The sequence below is a fragment of the Rhizobium sp. BR 315 genome, from assembly GCF_050577975.1.
In the GTDB taxonomy this organism is placed as follows: Bacteria; Pseudomonadota; Alphaproteobacteria; order Rhizobiales; family Rhizobiaceae; genus Rhizobium; species Rhizobium miluonense.
In genome coordinates this window covers 245,467-261,727 of record NZ_JARWKZ010000005.1, presented here as the reverse complement: position 1 = coordinate 261,727, position 16,261 = coordinate 245,467, and the positions used below count along the sequence as shown (strand labels likewise).

The following is a 16,261-nucleotide window of genomic DNA, read 5'->3' as shown; positions in this document are numbered from 1 at the left end:
CATGCTTTGCCTCCGCTAGCCGAAACGGCGGCGGACCGCCTCGGCATAGGAGCGGCTCACGGGCATTTCGGTGCCGTCACGCGCAACGACGAAAAGCTTGCCGTTATCGCGTCTCAACCCGGCGACATGGCATGTTGCTATCCAGTGTGATCGATGCAGGCGCATGCCTTCGGTGTCGCCAAGTTCCATCAGTGCATCGCCAAAGCGCAAGAGGACGAGTTCGCGGCCGCGGCTGGTGACAACCTCGGTATAATGATCCCGCACGGCGAGCCTTACGAGCGCTCCCCGATTTTCCGGCTTCAGGCGCGACAGGATCGGTGCTTGCGCGGGCAGCGCCTTTATCTCGGACGTCGTTATGGGGTCAGGCGCCAGCTTCTCGTCGTTTGGTGCTTCGGCTGCAATCGCGATCTGCTGGTGCATCGTCATATAGGCGAGGAAACAGAAAAGCAGGCAAAGCGGTATTGACGTGAGCGATTGATGCAAGCTGCCCGTCACGGTGGGCGCGGTACCGAAGAATGCCAGATCGACGAGCGAGATGCCGAAGCCGATCGGCAGCGCGGCAATGATCGATCCCGTCATCATCCGGGCGAACATGCTCAAGATCCATTTGCGCAGGATGACTTCGGCCACAACCGAGAAAAGGATTGCTATGGACCAGGCCATGGCATGAAGGACGAGCCAATAGCCGAGCCGCGCTCCAGGCCTCAGCTGTGCAAACGTGCCGTAGGGGCCGGTTACGGCGAAGATCAGGACGACGATAACGAAGGTTGCCCAGAGCCGCGGCGAGCGCCAGACGACCTGCAGTTCGCGAAGCGTGGATTGCAGAAAGGTGTGATCCACGAATTTTTCCCGTTCTTCCGCGCAATTTCGATTGAGAGAACAACAATATCGCGGAAAGGCTCGGCAAACTCAACCGGATCCCCACCATGACTTTCGAGCCGCTTCTTAATGCCCCGATCGCAATTCAGGTCCACGTTGCGGCGGTCGTTCCGGCTGCCTTGCTTGGCGCTTATCTTCTACTGAGACCCAAGGGCACGCCGGGGCATCGCCTGCTCGGCAAGATATGGCTGTGCCTGATGGTGATCACGGCGCTGTCGAGCTTCTTCATTCACCAGATCAACATGTTCTACGGCTTCAGCCCCATTCATCTGCTCTCGCTATACGTTCTCTTCGGTTGCTGGGGAGCCATCGTCAATGCCCGCAATCACAATATCAAGGCACATAAACGGATCGTCAGAGGCCTCTATTTCGGCGGGATCGTCGGCGCTGGGATATTTACGTTCATTCCAGGCCGCATGATGAACAGGATAGTTTTTACCGGCGACGAAATTGCACCCTTTGCTGTCCTGGCAGCTATTGCGCTCGTTCTTCTCTGGGCTGTGTCCAAAGAATTGTGGCACCGCCGCCGCTTAACCTGATCTTCTGTCGATAGCCAACTGGCTTTGTCCGCCTTCCTGGATATATAAATGCCTCAAGGGACTTTGATTTTAGGCATCGCCAGGAGGTGCACTATGGATTGGAAGGGGCGTCGGCAATCCGACAATATCGAGGACGAACGCGGCTCATCGCCGATCGGCGGCGGTACGGGGGGCGGTGGCTTTCGTTTTCCCGGCGGCGGCATAGGCGGAGGCGGTTTGAGCTTTCGCACCATCATCGTCCTTGCCGTGATCTTCCTGATCCTGAGAGCCATGGGCGTCGATGTCATGGGCCTGCTGCAGCAGACTGGTGTGCTGGAGGGCGGCGGCTCCGGATATCAGCAGAGCACCTCGAGTGGCAGCGGCGGCCAGCCGGCCAATGACGAGATGAAGCAGTTCGTCGCGACGGTTCTCGCCGATACCGAGGATACCTGGACGGGCATCTTCAAGTCGATGGGGAAGACCTACACGGACCCGAAATTGGTGCTGTTTTCCGGCAGCTTCCCTTCGGCTTGCGGACAGGCTTCGGCCGCGACCGGCCCCTTCTATTGTCCGAGCGATCAGAAGGTCTATCTCGACATGGCTTTCTTCAAGCAGATGAAGGATCAGTTCGGTGCGGCCGGTGATTTCGCGCAGGCCTATGTCGTGGCGCATGAAGTCGGCCACCATGTTCAGGATCAGCTCGGCATCCTGCCGAAGTTCAACCAGGCCCGCCGCACCATGAGCGAGGTGGATGCCAACAAGATGTCAGTGCGCATCGAGCTGCAGGCCGATTGTTTTGCCGGCATCTGGGGCAAGTTCACGCAGCAGAAGGGCATATTGCAGGCTGGCGATCTTGAGGAGGCGCTGAACGCCGCCCAGCAGATCGGCGACGATACGCTGCAGAAGCGTACGCAGGGCTATGTCGTTCCCGACAGCTTCAACCATGGCACCTCGGCCCAGCGTGTGAAGTGGTTCAAGAAGGGCTTCGATTCCGGCAAGCTCAGCGATTGCGATACGCTAAGTAATCCGGTCTGATCTTGCTTGCCCGCTCCCGGAACACCGGCGAGCGGGCAGCGTGGTCAACTTGTTACCTCTCGCTGTCGAGATGCGAGAGCTACGCTTCGGGATAGCGGCCGCCGGCGGCGGCATCTTTGGGGATCGCACGTTCGATCGCAGCCATATCGGCTTCCGACAATTTGACCGACAATGCACCCAGCGCTTCCGTGAGACGGTCACGACGGCGAGCGCCGATGACCGGGACGATCTCCTTGCCCTGGGCTGCGACCCAGGCGATTGCGATCTGGGCGACGCTGGCGCCTTTCGTCTCCGCGATCTCTCGCAGGGCCTCCACCAGCTCCAGGTTCCTTTCGACATTTCCAGCCTGAAAACGTGGGCTCATGGCGCGGAAATCGCCTTTCTGTGCACTGTCCTTCTGCCAATGGCCGCTGATGAGGCCGCGTGAGAGGACGCCATAGGCGGTGATGCCGATGCCGAGTTCGCGGCAGGTCGGTAGAATCTTACCCTCGATGCCGCGCGACATCAGCGAATATTCGATCTGCAGGTCGACGATCGGGTGGACGGCGGCTGCGCGGCGGATGGTATCCGCACCCACTTCCGACAGGCCGATATGCCTGATGTAACCTGCCTTTATGAGATCCGATATCGTGCCGATCTGGTCTTCGATCGGCACCTTCGGGTCGAGGCGGGCAGGGCGGTAGATGTCGATGTGATCGACACCGAGACGCTGCAGCGAATAGGCGACAAAGTTCTTGATCGCGGCCGGCCGCGCATCGTAGCCGAGCCAGGCGCCGGCGGGATCGCGCAGGGCGCCGAACTTGACGCTGAGCAGGAAATCGTCCCGCCTCAACCCCTTGATGGCTTCGCTGATCAGCATCTCATTATGGCCCATGCCATAGAAATCGCCTGTATCCAGCAGGTTGATGCCGGCATCGAGCGCCGCATGGATGGTCGCGATGCTCTCGGCGCGATCGGACGGGCCATACATGCCCGACATCCCCATGCAGCCGAGCCCCAGGGCCGATACCTGCGGTCCGGTCTTTCCCAATTGATGCTTTTCCATCGTCATTCTCCCTCGCGCAGGCGCGCTCTCATCTGCAGAAGCCTATGTCGACACTGTTTTACTCCATTGATCTCTGTGCGATAATCTAAGTAAATTAAAACGGGTTGTTTGGAATTTCGCACAATGGATGACTTGCCGCTGGCCGATCTTGTCGCCTTCACTGCCGTTGCCCGTGAGCGCAGCTTTCGTGAAGCGGCTCGCAAGCGTGGCGTTTCCGCCTCGTCCTTGAGCGAGGCCGTCCGCCGGCTGGAGGAGCGACTGGCGGTTCGGCTGCTCAATCGCACGACCCGAAGCGTGACGCCGACGGAGGCGGGGGAGCGATTGATGGAACGCCTGACGCCCGCCATGAGCGAGATCGCCGTGGCGCTCGATGATATCAACAGCTTCCGCGACAGCGTCGGCGGGACTTTACGGCTGAATGTGCCGACCGTCGCCGCCATCGTCGTCATGCCCGATATTATTAGCCGTTTTCTGAAGCAATACCCAGCAATCTCCGTCGAAGTCGTCGCCGAAGACAGTTTCATCGATGTGGTAGCGGCCGGATATGATGCAGGAGTTCGCTACGACGAGAGGCTGGAAAAGGACATGATCGCCGTGCCGATCGGGCCGCGTCAACAACATTACATCACCGCGGCCGCACCGGCCTATCTCGCCACAAACGGCGCCCCGCAGCATCCACGCGACATACTTGAGCATCGCTGCATCCGCCATCGGTTCCTGAGCGGATCGATCGCGCCCTGGGAGTTCGAAAGGAACGGAGAGACGATCTTCATCGCTCCCTCGATGGTCGTTGCCACGAATTCGATCGAGATCGAGCGCAGTGCGGCCGTTGCCGGCCTCGGCATCATCCGAACCTTTCGGGAGTTCCTCGCGCCGCAGATCGCTAGAGGTGAACTGGTGCCGATCCTTGAAGAGTGGGACACGGCGTTTTCCGGCCCGTTTCTTTACTATGCCAGCCGTAGACACATGCCGGCGCCGCTGCGGGCCTTCGTCGATTTCCTCAATCTCGAGCAGCGGCGCAGCCGCGACAGATAGACGCCGCAGGCCCAAAGATCAAAAAAACCCGTCGATAAATCAATAAGATTGAAGCGTTCACGGATTGTTTCGGCTAAAATCTTTATGTAAGGGAACATCCTCGTTTTTCGTTCACGTTCTGTCTCTTTCATGGAGACGGAGCCCTAAAAGGCAACTCCATGATCGATCAGAAATTCGCACGGCGCGGCTTGTTCCTCGTCTTCCTCATCCTCTTCCTCGACGTCATCGGCATTGCGATCATCATGCCGGTCATGCCGAAATATCTGGAAGAGCTGACCGGCGCGTCCGTCAGCGCCGCCGCCACGGAAGGCGGCTGGCTGCTGCTGGCCTACGCCGCAATGCAGTTTCTGTTTTCGCCGCTGATCGGCAATCTGAGCGATCGCTTCGGTCGCCGTCCGCTGCTGCTCGCTTCGGTGCTGACGTTTGCGATCGACAATTTCATCTGCGCCATCGCCGGTTCCTACTGGATGCTGTTCGTCGGCCGCATTCTCGCCGGTATCAGCGGCGCGAGCTTCTCGACCTGCTCGGCCTATATCGCCGATATCAGCAATGACGAGAACCGGGCGAAGAATTTCGGCCTGATCGGCATGGCTTTCGGCGTCGGCTTCGTGCTTGGGCCGGTCATTGGCGGTTTTCTCGGCGAATTCGGTCCGCGCGTCCCCTTCTATGGCGCTGCTGCTTTGGCATTTTTGAATTTCGTAGGCGCCTATTTCCTACTGCCGGAAACGCTGGACGCTAAGAATCGCCGGCCGTTCGACATTCGGCGCGCCAATCCGCTCGGCGCGCTCAGGCAGATACGGCGTTATCATGGCATCGGCTGGGTCTGCGTCGTGATGTTCCTGAACTGGCTGGCGCATGGCGTCTATCCGGCGGTTTGGGCTTTCGTCACCTCCTATCGCTATAATTGGAGCGAAGGAGAAATCGGCTTTTCCCTTGGCGTATACGGTATCGGCGCGGCGATCGTCATGGGCCTCGTCCTGCCTCGATTGGTGCCCGTGCTCGGTGAGTGGAAGACTGCGTTGCTTGGGCTCGCGTTCTCCTGCCTCGGGCTGATGGGCTACGCTTTCGCTTGGCAGGGCTGGATGGTCTATGCGGTCGTTGTCCTGACCGTTATCGAAAATGTCGCAGATGCGCCGCTTCGCTCCATCGCTGCCAGCAAGGTTCCGCCTTCGGCGCAGGGCGAGCTACAGGGCGCGCTTGGCAGCCTGACGAGTATCACGGCAATTGTCGGGCCTTTGTTGTTCCCGTATCTATTTAGCTTCTATACTGCGCCGACGGCACCTGTGGTCTTTGCCGGCGCGCCATTTATCATGAGCGCAATTCTGATTGCCATATCTCTCGTGGTGCTGCTGACGAAGGTCCGCAAGACCGTGCCGACGACGGTTGCACAATCGGAAGCCGGAGAGGCAGCCTAGAATTTCATCATATATTTTGATGGTATGATGAATTCTTTAGCACTTCGGTCTTGCCGACTGGCTTTTTGCCCTAAGTTGCGATAATGCCGCAAGCTCGCGCACGCATTGGTAGGGCGGTTTGCGCGTTTCAAAAGATCGAGTTTTCGTGATGGATATGCCGTTCGCTGCGCGCCCGCTCGCGCATGACAACAATAATTCGTGGTCTGCACATATTCGTGCAACTCTTGCGCTCGGCATACCGCTGATTGGCGCGCAATTGGCGCAGCTCGGCATCAACACCACAGACGTGATGATCGTTGGCCGGCTCGGTGCCGAGCAGCTCGCTGCCATGGTGCTCGCCGCTCAGTTCCTGTTCACGATTCTTATTTTCGGTTCGGGCTTCTCCATTGCCGTGGTGCCGCTGGTGGCGCAGGCCTATGGTCAGGGGGATGTGGCTTCGGTTCGCCGAGCCCTGCGCATGGGCCTGTGGGTCGTGACGGCCTATTGGCTCATCGCGCAGCCTGCCTTCTTCTATTCCGAGCAGATCCTTCTGGCGGCCGGGCAGAAGCCGGATGTAGCACGGCTGGCCAGCGGCTATATCGATATCGGCCATTTCGCCCTGTTGCCCGGGCTGCTCTACAATGTCATCCGCGCCTTGGTGAGCGCCATCGGCCGCGCCGGTATCATCCTCAAGGTCACCATTGCCATGCTCGTCATGAATGCGGTGCTTGCCTACATCCTCGTGCTCGGCCATTTCGGCCTGCCGGCGATGGGGCTGCACGGTGCAGCAATCGTGTCGGTCGCGGTGCAGACGGCCGGCTTCTTCTTCATCGTCGCTTATGTTCAAGCCCATGAGGATACGCGCCGCTATGAGATTTTCGTCCGCTTCTGGCGCCCCGATTGGCATGCCTTGTGGGACGTGATCCGTCTCGGTTTCCCGATCAGCGTCACGGTTCTCGCCGAAGTCAGCCTGTTCACGGCGGCGTCGTTGCTGATGGGGCAGATCGGCACGATCGAGCTTGCAGCGCATGGTATTGCGCTGCAATGGGCGTCGATTGCCTTCATGATCCCGCTTGGGCTCAGCCAGGCCGCGACGGTACGGGTCGGTGTCGCGCACGGGCAGGGCGATCATCTTGGTCTGAAGCGTGCGGCGATCGTCGTACTCGTCGTTTCGAGCTGCATCTCGCTCCTTGGCAGTATCCTGTTCGCGACCATGCCGACATGGTTCGGAAGCTGGTTCCTGGATGTCACCTCCGCCGACGCGCCGAAGGTACTTGCCTATGCAGCGCCGCTGATCGTCGTGGCGGGTCTGTTTCAGCTGGTCGATGGCCTACAGTCGATCGCCAGCGGCCTGCTGCGCGGCCTGAAGGATGCTCGCGTGCCGATGATCATGGCGTTGATCGCCTATTGGCCGATCGGCTTCTTCCTGGCTTGGCTGCTGGCATTCCCGCTCCAATTCGGCGGCATCGGCATATGGTTCGGCTTCCTGCTCGGCCTAGGCTCGGCGGCCGCGATGCTGTGCACGCGCTTCTACATTCTAGTGCGTTCGGAGAAGGCCGCCGCCTGACGTCGGAAAGTCTGTCGTCAGTTCGCAAGACTGCTGACAAAAATTGACAGCATGGTCGTCTATATTTGTCTCATACCAAAGACGGGAGCCGACCATGACATTCAACGCAAGCGATCGTACCGATGCCGCGCTTTTCCCGCGGGAAGACACCATCCGGCAAGGCGCTACGGTGCGCCTTTTCCCGCACGCCAATACATCGTCCCGGCGGGCTGAGCCGGAGCGAAGATCCTATTGGCTGGCAGTGGCTAGCGCCGAGCATGTACGCCTTGGGCGCAAGCATGGCTTCATGCAGGTGAACCACGGCAAGCGAGCCCCTTTGAAGCGTATCAAACCGGGCGACGGCATCGTCTACTACTCCCCATCTGTCAAAATGGGTGAAAGAGACGGCTTCCAGAGCTTTACCGCCATCGGCTTTGTCCGTGAGGGTGAGCCTTATCTTGCCGAGATGGCATGCGGAAAAGCCTATCGCAAGGATGTGGATTGGCTGGACGCGCCCGAGCAGCCGCTTCGTCCTCTTTTGGGCTGGCTCGATTTCACTCAGGACAGGAACTGGGGCTACAAGTTGAGGTTCGGCCTCGTTGAGTTCGGACAATCCGACTTCGAGTTTCTCGAGGAAATCCTGATGAGTGAGCTTGAAGTGGTCAAGCAGCGCCGCCTGCAGGCCTAGAGCCTTTCCGCTTTTCTTCGAAGCGCGAAAACGCTCTATCCTTTTGTTTTCAAGCAATTCCGGACGGAAACCGCTATGCACTTTTCCTAGAATTGCTCCAAGTGTCAGCAAGCTGAACCGATGTGACGAAGAGACTTCCCAACTTGACGCACAAAGAGAAAAGCCCCGGATTGGTTATCAATCCGGGGCTTTTCTCATGCGATTAAGTGATCGACGTTATCAGGCGCGTTCCGCCAGGGCCGATTCGCCCTTCTTCTCGCGCACCAGATTGACGAAGCGGCGGAAGAGATAGTGGCTGTCCTGCGGGCCGGGAGACGCTTCCGGGTGATGCTGCACCGAGAAGACCGGCTTGCCGGAGACGCGCAGGCCGCAATTGCTGCCGTCGAAAAGCGAAACGTGAGTCTCCTCAACGCCTTCCGGCAGCGAGCTCGAGTCGACAGCGAAACCGTGGTTCATCGAAACGATCTCGACCTTGCCCGTCGTATAGTCCTTGACCGGATGGTTGGCGCCGTGATGGCCCTGATGCATCTTCGCCGTCTTGGCGCCGAGCGCAAGGCCGAGCATCTGGTGGCCGAGGCAGATGCCGAACAGCGGGATTTCGGTCTTCAGCAGGTCCTTGATGACGGGTACGGCATATTCGCCGGTCGCAGCCGGGTCGCCGGGGCCGTTGGAAAGGAAGATGCCATCCGGCTTGAGGCCGAGCACTTCGTCGGTCGAAGCGGTCGCCGGCAGGACGGTGACCTTGCAATCGAGGCCGGCGAAGAGACGCAGGATGTTGCGCTTGACGCCGTAGTCGAGGCAGACGACGTGATACTTGGCGTCGGCAGCATTCAGTTCGCCGTAGCCTTCGTTCCAGACCCAGGGTGTCTGCGACCACTGCGAAGACTGGCCGGAGGAGGCGACCTTCGCGAGGTCGAGGCCTTCGAGGCCGCTCCAGGCCTTCGCATCCGCCTTCAGCTGCTCGATGTCGAAGACGCCGTTCGGATCATGGGCGATCACGCCGTTCGGCATGCCGTTTTCGCGGATCCAGGCGGTGAGGGCGCGGGTGTCGATGCCACTGAGGCCGATGATGCCGCGAGCTTTCAGCCATTGGTCGAGATGCTTGGCGGCGCGATAGTTCGATGGATCGGTGATGTCGGCTTTGAAGATCATGCCGACCGCGCCGTGGCGTGCAGCCGGCGTCAGGTCCTCGACGTCTTCCTCGTTCGTGCCGACATTGCCGATATGAGGGAAGGTGAAGGTGACGATCTGGCCGAGATAGGAAGGATCGGTCAGGATCTCCTCATATCCCGTCAGCGCGGTGTTGAAGCAGACTTCGGCCTGGACCTTGCCGGTCGCGCCGATGCCCTTGCCTTCGATGACGGTGCCATCGGCGAGAACGAGAAGAGCAGTTGGCTTTTCGGTGGTCCATGGGGCTGTCGCGGTCATAGTCATCCCGTTTCCGGCGTCATGCGCGGCCTTGAAGAGGCCGTGGCTTCCGCCATGTTTGTAGCAAGGTACAGCCGGCGACCGAGGTCGCGGCTTGAGATCTTCATATCGATCTAATGTGCAGGTGATGGACATAGCTAAACAAGGCGAGCCGGTCAATGCACGCTTTTGCTTTCGCGTCAGGGAATTTGCCTCGTTTTGGCGGGCCGCGCGCAATTGCATTGATCGGCGCTGATGGTCTATGAGACAGGCAAGATGAAATAAGGGGGCGGGCGATCGTCGCCGGCCTGCTTCAAGGAGTTACAGACATGATCCGCGAAACCCTTTCCAACGCCCAGAAGGACGCCATGAAGGCCAAGGATGCGGCGAGGCTTTCGACCGTGCGTCTCATCCTTGCCGCTATCAAGGACAAGGACATCGCCAATCGCGGTCTCGGCAAGGAGCCGGCGAGCGAGGACGAAATCCTGCAGTTGCTCGCCAAGATGATCAAGCAGCGGGAAGAGTCGGAGAAAATCTATGTCGAGGGCGGCCGTCCCGAGCTGGCCAGCAAGGAGCGCGAGGAGATCGGCGTCATTCAGGGCTTCATGCCCGAGCAGCTTTCCGAAGAGAAGGTGCGCGAGATCTGCGTTGCAATCGTTGCCGAACTCGGCGCACAGGGCCTGAAGGATATGGGCAAGTGCGTGGCTGCTCTGCGCGAGCGTTATGCCGGGCAGATGGATTTCGCCAAGGCTTCGGGTATTCTCAAGGAACTGCTGAAGTAAAAACCTGTTTCGCCTTCGGCGCGCGGATTTGCGGCGAGCCGAAGGCGTTTCTCCAGGCGGCGTCCATGATGGCGAATTTCTCCGCCTGATAGTTCCGGTATTCCTGGATGAAACCGTATGAAAGCCAAAGCTGGCTTCGTCCCGAAGAGCCCGTCCATCCGATGCTTTGCATTCTCGCGGCTCTGATCATCAGCCGCTTTGCATGTGTTCTGGAAATGAGAAAGCGGCGACAAATGTCGGTGAAGGCAATCCGCCCGACCACAACTCTTTGAGTTGCCGCGTCGACCAGCCCGACGCGTGAAATTAGATAATCCATGATGACGCCGCCGGAATTGACCCATGTGAACAGATCGAACGTATCTCCCGGATGGCGTAGATCGTCGCTGTTGACGATGCCGGCCGAAATGGCGGGTTGCAAGGCGGCAATGAGCTCAGGGCGTTTGGCGAACATGGCGCTGCGCCGGCCGCCGTCCAGCCGGTCCAACACCGAGAGATGAATGGTCAACCATTTCGCCAGCTGCTGGACGGCTTCTTCGGTCGGCTCCATTGGCCGCGCGCGGCGATCCGTCGTGACGGGCAGATAGCGCAAAAACCCTTCGGCCAGCATTTGCTGCAAGAAGCTCAGCGCGGTGTTGTGGCTGGCGATCTCGTGCTCGACCACATAGGTGGCGAAGCGGTTCGCATGGAGGCCCGGCTGCTCTCCGTCGATGCCGCCATAGAATAATCCGAAACCGGCGAGCGCCATCAGCCAGCGCTGCTGCGAAGCGAAGACGGAGCATATTCGCTGATTCTGATTGTACGTGGCGAGGATCTCTCGCGTATAATTCAGAAGTTCGGCGAAAAAATTGGGGTCTTGAGCAAGTTCTTTTGCGGATAAAGACATGCAGCCGTCTCCGATGAACTGAACAAAATTCCAGATTGTCCGAAGAGAATGAACGCCAAGATTGTATATCTTAATATTCTAAAAAAATATAGATCGTATTGACTACGTCAAGATGGCGGCGGGCAAGATGAGACGATATCCCACATGAAGGATGTTCGTCGTTGTCATTGCCGCAAATTAGAGAAGGCAGGAGCTGGGGGAGCTCCTGCCTTCTTGCGCTTTGCAGGCGTTTGATGACGCAGGGTGGGGCCCAAAAATCAAACGTCTATTGCAAAGGCACTCAGGTGGGGCGGCGCCGGGGGTAGGGATGGTGCCCCACCTGAGTATCTGCTGAATCTAACCGAAAATCCTGAATTCCGAGGCAGAGCCAACGTCTGCGACGGCAGTCCGGGCATTTGAACCTTAACGCCTGCCGCAAGGGCAGGGATCCTCATGTTCGCCGGCAGCTGGTATCCCGCGCCAGCGTAAACTGCATTCTTGTCATCACTGCCGTTAGTCGTCGTGGCCTAGCTATCAGTTGCTGTAGCAGATGGCCGCTGCGGCTAACGGTACGATAAGAATGCTTATTCCCTTTCCTAAACTGAAAGCCATGTACCTCTTAGCTTCCCGTCCGTCGGAGCGTCTCGGCATGTCGCGTCGCGAAGCAATTTCTTCGCCGGCTTGTCTCGCCCCGTGAGAAGAACGCTATTGCGCTGCACATCAACAATCAAATTACAAAAAAATAATGTTTGGCTTACAAACCATACCATAAATGCGCCACCGGAAGGAGCCGCTAGGTCCGACGTGTGCTGCATCCAGCGATTGTTGTGCGCGCGCCTTCTACAGCCATCTATCCACCTCAAGATGTGCAAGTCTTTGCTTTTTCGCCTCTTTTCTAAAAGAGAAACTGTTTTCCATTCGGGCGAATGTCCCGGTCGGCTGGCTGAGGGCAACGCATCCACTGGGTTGGGCGATGCTGAAAGCGGCTTGCGGCGCCGCTGTTTGCGCCTTGATTGCGATGGCGAATTCACGAAGTTGTGATTGGAAGAGAGGGGTTGTAATCGCTTGCAAAGGACTGTGAATACCGTGCGTGGCTCTCCAGTCGTCGTGGCAATGCGGATCATTCCTGTTTATATGGGGGCGAGCCAGAGGTAGCCATGCGATTTTCCAATACGTTTCTCGATGAGATTCGCGACCGCGTTCTGATTTCAGACGTGATCGGTCGTCGCGTGAACTGGGATCGGCGCAAGACCAATGTGCCGCGCGGGGACTATTGGGCTTGCTGCCCTTTCCACGGTGAGAAATCGCCGAGCTTCCACTGCGAGGATCGCAAGGGGCGCTATCATTGCTTCGGCTGCGGCGTGACTGGCGACCATTTCCGCTTTCTCACCGAGCTGGAGGGCTTGAGTTTCCCCGAGGCCGTGCAGCAGATTGCCGACATGGCCGGCGTGCCTATGCCGGTTGCCGATCCGATGGAGGCGAAGAGGGAGAAGGAGCGCACGTCGCTGCTCGATGTCATGGAGATGGCGACCCAGTTCTTTCAGGACCAGCTTCAGACTGCCAATGGCGCGCGGGCGCGAGCCTATCTACGCGACCGTGGCCTCAGCGGCCGCACCATCGAGACCTTCCGCCTGGGATATTCGCCCGACAGCCGCAATGCGTTGAAAGAGCATCTTGCCAGCAAGGGCGTGCTCAAGGAGCAGATGGAGGCTTGTGGCCTCGTCGTGCATGAGAATGTGCCGGTCTCCTATGATCGCTTTCGCGACCGCATCATGTTTCCGATCCTATCATCGCGCGAGAAGGTGATCGCCTTCGGCGGACGCGCCATGTCGCCGGACGCGCCGGCGAAATACCTCAATTCCAACGAGACCGAGCTCTTTCACAAGGGCAATGTGCTCTACAATTTCACTCGTGCCCGCCGCGCCGCTCAGGGTGCCGATGGCGCCGGAACCATCATTGCCGTCGAAGGCTATATGGATGTTATCGCCCTGCATCAGGCCGGCGTCGAGAACGTGGTTGCGCCGCTGGGCACGGCGCTGACGGAAAACCAGCTCGATCTTCTTTGGAAGATGACGCCGGAGCCGGTGCTCTGCTTCGATGGCGATGGCGCGGGCATGCGCGCCGCCAATCGCGCCGCCGATCTGGCCTTGCCGCATATCAAGCCGGGCCGCACCGTCCGTTTCGCGCTGCTGCCCGATGGCAAGGATCCGGACGATCTCGTGCGCCACGATGGGCGCGCGCCTTTCGACAAGGTTCTGGCACAGGCAAAGCCGCTTGCCGATCTGCTCTGGGCCAGAGAGGCCGGCAGCGGCACATTCGAGACGCCGGAGGCGCGCGCGGAGCTCGAGGCACGGCTGAGGCGCATCGTATCCGTCATCGTCGACGAGGATGTTCGGCGCCACTATCAACAGAGCATGCGCGAGCGGCTGAACGGGCTCTTCCAGCCGCAGTTCCAGCGCGGCGGCAATCAGCAGGCGCGCGGCTTTTCTCGGGAGGGCAATGCCCGTTCCTTCGGCGGCCGTGGCGGGCAAGGTCGCGACCGGGCGGCAGTCAGCACGACGGCATCCGATCGCCTGACACGCTCGGCCATGATCAAGGGACATCAGGATATTCCAAGCCTGCGCGAAAGCGTCCTGGCGCTGACCATCGTCAATCATCCGCTGCTGTTGCAGGACGAGTATGACGAGATCGCTGCGATCGATTACGAAAGCCGCGAATTGCAGCGCCTCTGGTCGGCCGTGCTCGGGATCGCCGCAGCCATGGTCGGGCCTCAGCTCACCCGTGAGCGGCTGGTCGAACAGCTGGAAGAGCAGGACTTTGGCTCGCTGCTGAAAAACCTCGAGCAGCAGGTTCGCAATGCCCGGCTATGGACGGCAACCGAGCAAGCCGCGATGGAGGATGCTCGCGAAGGCTACCGTCAGGCGCTTGCGCTTCACAAACGCTCCAAGGCCCTTCGGTGGCACAAGATCGAATTGCAGGGTGCGATTGCCGAGGCGACGGAAGATGGCGACGGCGAGCTCATCGAGCAATTGATGCGTGCCTTGCAGGAAGTGCAGCTCGAAGCGGTGCGGCTGGAAAACCAGGAGGCGATCATCGATGGCTTCGGCGTTCTCTCGGGCCGTGTCAAAAGCGCTGCGGGAAAGTAGGGAATGAATGTCACAGCCGGATAGACTGGAATCGCGATTTTCCACCGATGACGCCTTGTTCGGCGCGCGCTCTGGCAGGGCTGCGCCGCTCGATGTGCTGAAATCGGTCTATGGCTACTCCGCCTTTCGCGGCAAGCAGCAGCAGGTGGTCGAGCACGTCGTCTCCGGCGGCGATGCCGTCGTGCTGTTTCCGACCGGGGCTGGCAAGTCTCTGTGTTTCCAGATCCCGGCGCTTTGCCGTGCCGGTGTCGGCATTGTCGTCTCCCCGCTGATCGCCCTGATGCGGGATCAGGTGGAGGCGATGAAGCAGCTCGGCATCCGAGCGGCCGCCTTGAACTCGTCCCTGTCGCGCGAGGAGGCGAGCGATGTCTATCGTGCCGTCTCCAACGGCACGCTCGATATGCTCTATGTTACGCCCGAGCGCATTCTGACCGATGGCTTCCAGCAGATGATTGTCAGGGCGAAGATTGCGCTCTTTGCAATTGACGAGGCGCATTGCGTCTCGCAATGGGGGCATGATTTCAGGCCGGAATATCGCGATCTCGGCAAGCTTGCCGAACTTTTTCCCGGCGTGCCGCGCATCGCGCTGACAGCGACGGCCGATCCTCATACTCGCGACGATATTATCGAGCGGCTGGCTCTTGACGGTGCCAAGGTCTTCACCACCAGCTTCGACCGGCCGAATATCGCCTATGAGATTGTCGAACGCGATCAGCCGCGCCAGCAACTGTTGCGCTTTCTCGATGGCCATCGCGGCGACAGCGGCATTGTTTATTGCCTTTCGCGTGCCAAGGTCGAGGACACGGCGGAATGGCTGAACGGGCAGGGCGTCCGTGCGCTACCCTACCATGCCGGCATGGATCGATCGCTCCGCGACGCCAATCAGGATGCTTTTCTGAAAGAGGAGGACCTGTGTCTCGTGGCGACCGTCGCCTTCGGCATGGGCATCGACAAGCCGAATGTGCGTTACGTCGCCCATCTCGATCTGCCGGGCTCGGTCGAAGCCTATTATCAGGAGACGGGTCGCGCCGGGCGCGACGGGCTACCGTCCGAAGTGTGGATGGCCTACGGCATGGCCGACGTCATCCAGCGGCGGCGCATGATCGATGAGGGCAATGCGGCCGATGAGATCAAGCGGGTGGAGCGGGGAAAGCTCAATGCGCTGCTTGCCATCTGCGAAACGGCCGGCTGCCGGCGGCAGGCCATCCTTGCCCATTTCGGCGAGGCGCATGGCGGCGGTTGCGGCAATTGCGATACCTGCCTGAAGCCTGTGGAAACCTGGGACGGCACGGAAGCGGCGATCAAGGCGCTGGCGGCAGTCTATCGCACAGGCGAGCGTTTCGGCACCGGTCATGTCATCGACGTGCTGATCGGCACGGTCAACGAGAAGACGGAGCGTTTCGGCCATGTCGATATGCCCGTTTTCGGTGCTGGAAAGGATATCCCCACCCGCACCTGGCAGTCGATCTTCCGGCAATTGCTGGCGAGCGGCCTCATCAGCGTGGATCATACGGCCTTCGGCGCGATGAAACTCGAGGAAGAGGCAAGGGCGGTCTTCAAGCGCGAGCGGCAGGTTCTCTTTCGCAAGGATCGGCCGGAGAGTGGGCGGCGCGGCAAAAAGGCGGGACGCCCGGAGAAGCAGGCACACGGTCTTGCCGGCGAGGCTCAAGCCTTGTTCGATGCGCTGCGTGCCGAGCGCACCAGGATCGCCAAGGAGCTTGGAGTGCCGCCCTATGTCGTTTTCCCGGACACGACCCTGATTGCCTTCGCGACCGAGCGGCCGAAGAACCACAAGGCTCTCCTTGGGATCTCGGGTGTCGGGCAGGCGAAGCTGGAGCGCTATGGGGAGGCGTTCCTCGCCGTGATTTCGGATTTTACCGGTCGGTGATATCTCGCGGGCGAATATGAAGGCGCTGCGATATCG

General features: G+C 59.6%; 13 protein-coding genes. 9 read left to right on the top strand and 4 right to left on the bottom strand.

All coding sequences use genetic code 11. From position 1 onward, the window contains the following. Positions 1-15: 15 nt before the first annotated feature. Positions 16-840 carry a LytTR family DNA-binding domain-containing protein gene (locus tag QD409_RS08960; protein ID WP_430762488.1) on the bottom strand — a complete coding sequence of 275 codons (825 nt, stop codon included), beginning with the start codon at positions 838-840 and terminating at the stop codon, positions 16-18. 86 nt (positions 841-926) lie between these two features. Here QD409_RS08960 and QD409_RS08955 point away from each other — a divergent pair, with 86 nt between their 5' ends. Together QD409_RS08955 and ypfJ are read left to right on the top strand one after the other, a co-directional pair. Continuing rightward, on the top strand, positions 927-1,418 hold the full coding sequence (locus tag QD409_RS08955; RefSeq protein WP_430762487.1) for a DUF2306 domain-containing protein: 492 nt from the start codon (positions 927-929) through the stop codon (positions 1,416-1,418). 93 nt (positions 1,419-1,511) lie between these two features. Continuing rightward, positions 1,512-2,432, top strand: a complete 921-nt coding sequence (gene ypfJ / locus QD409_RS08950; RefSeq protein ID WP_430762486.1) for a KPN_02809 family neutral zinc metallopeptidase — start codon at positions 1,512-1,514, stop codon at positions 2,430-2,432. A gap of 79 nt (positions 2,433-2,511) precedes the next feature. On the opposite strand, the gene QD409_RS08945 is transcribed toward ypfJ, so the two are convergent. After that, positions 2,512-3,477, bottom strand: a complete 966-nt coding sequence (locus tag QD409_RS08945; protein WP_430762485.1) for an aldo/keto reductase — start codon at positions 3,475-3,477, stop codon at positions 2,512-2,514. A 123-nt stretch (positions 3,478-3,600) separates the two neighbouring features. Between QD409_RS08945 and QD409_RS08940 the strand changes: the two genes are divergently transcribed. The 4 genes from QD409_RS08940 (at position 3,601) to QD409_RS08925 (ending at position 8,140) form a co-directional block, all read left to right on the top strand. Next, positions 3,601-4,512 (top strand): LysR family transcriptional regulator, encoded by a 912-nt coding sequence (locus tag QD409_RS08940; protein WP_430762484.1) that lies wholly within the window; start codon positions 3,601-3,603, stop codon positions 4,510-4,512. Between the two features lie 158 nt (positions 4,513-4,670). Then, a complete protein-coding gene (locus QD409_RS08935) occupies positions 4,671-5,927 on the top strand; it encodes a TCR/Tet family MFS transporter (protein WP_430762483.1) in 1,257 nt (418 codons plus the stop codon). Between the two features lie 148 nt (positions 5,928-6,075). Continuing rightward, entirely contained in the window at positions 6,076-7,473 is a 1,398-nt protein-coding gene (locus QD409_RS08930; protein ID WP_092851020.1) for an MATE family efflux transporter, read from the top strand. Positions 7,474-7,567: 94 nt separating this feature from the next. After that, positions 7,568-8,140 (top strand): EVE domain-containing protein, encoded by a 573-nt coding sequence (locus QD409_RS08925; RefSeq protein WP_430762482.1) that lies wholly within the window; start codon positions 7,568-7,570, stop codon positions 8,138-8,140. A 219-nt stretch (positions 8,141-8,359) separates the two neighbouring features. Here the strand turns inward: QD409_RS08925 and carA are convergent, their stop codons facing one another. After that, entirely contained in the window at positions 8,360-9,568 is a 1,209-nt protein-coding gene (gene carA / locus QD409_RS08920; protein WP_430762481.1) for a glutamine-hydrolyzing carbamoyl-phosphate synthase small subunit, read from the bottom strand. Between the two features lie 308 nt (positions 9,569-9,876). Between carA and QD409_RS08915 the strand changes: the two genes are divergently transcribed. Continuing rightward, positions 9,877-10,329, top strand: coding sequence for a GatB/YqeY domain-containing protein (locus tag QD409_RS08915; RefSeq protein ID WP_092851007.1), 453 nt, complete (start codon positions 9,877-9,879; stop codon positions 10,327-10,329). On the opposite strand, the gene QD409_RS08910 is transcribed toward QD409_RS08915, so the two are convergent. Continuing rightward, positions 10,310-11,212: a hypothetical protein gene (locus QD409_RS08910; RefSeq protein ID WP_430762480.1), complete on the bottom strand. Its 903-nt coding sequence runs from the start codon at positions 11,210-11,212 to the stop codon at positions 10,310-10,312. The two genes, QD409_RS08915 and QD409_RS08910, sit on opposite strands and share 20 nt — an antisense overlap. 1,136 nt (positions 11,213-12,348) lie before the next feature. Between QD409_RS08910 and dnaG the strand changes: the two genes are divergently transcribed. Continuing rightward, complete coding sequence (dnaG, locus tag QD409_RS08905) at positions 12,349-14,337, top strand: DNA primase (RefSeq protein WP_430762479.1); 1,989 nt, start codon at positions 12,349-12,351, stop codon at positions 14,335-14,337. A gap of 7 nt (positions 14,338-14,344) precedes the next feature. Further along, entirely contained in the window at positions 14,345-16,225 is a 1,881-nt protein-coding gene (gene recQ, locus QD409_RS08900; protein ID WP_430762478.1) for a DNA helicase RecQ, read from the top strand. Positions 16,226-16,261: the final 36 nt, after the last annotated feature.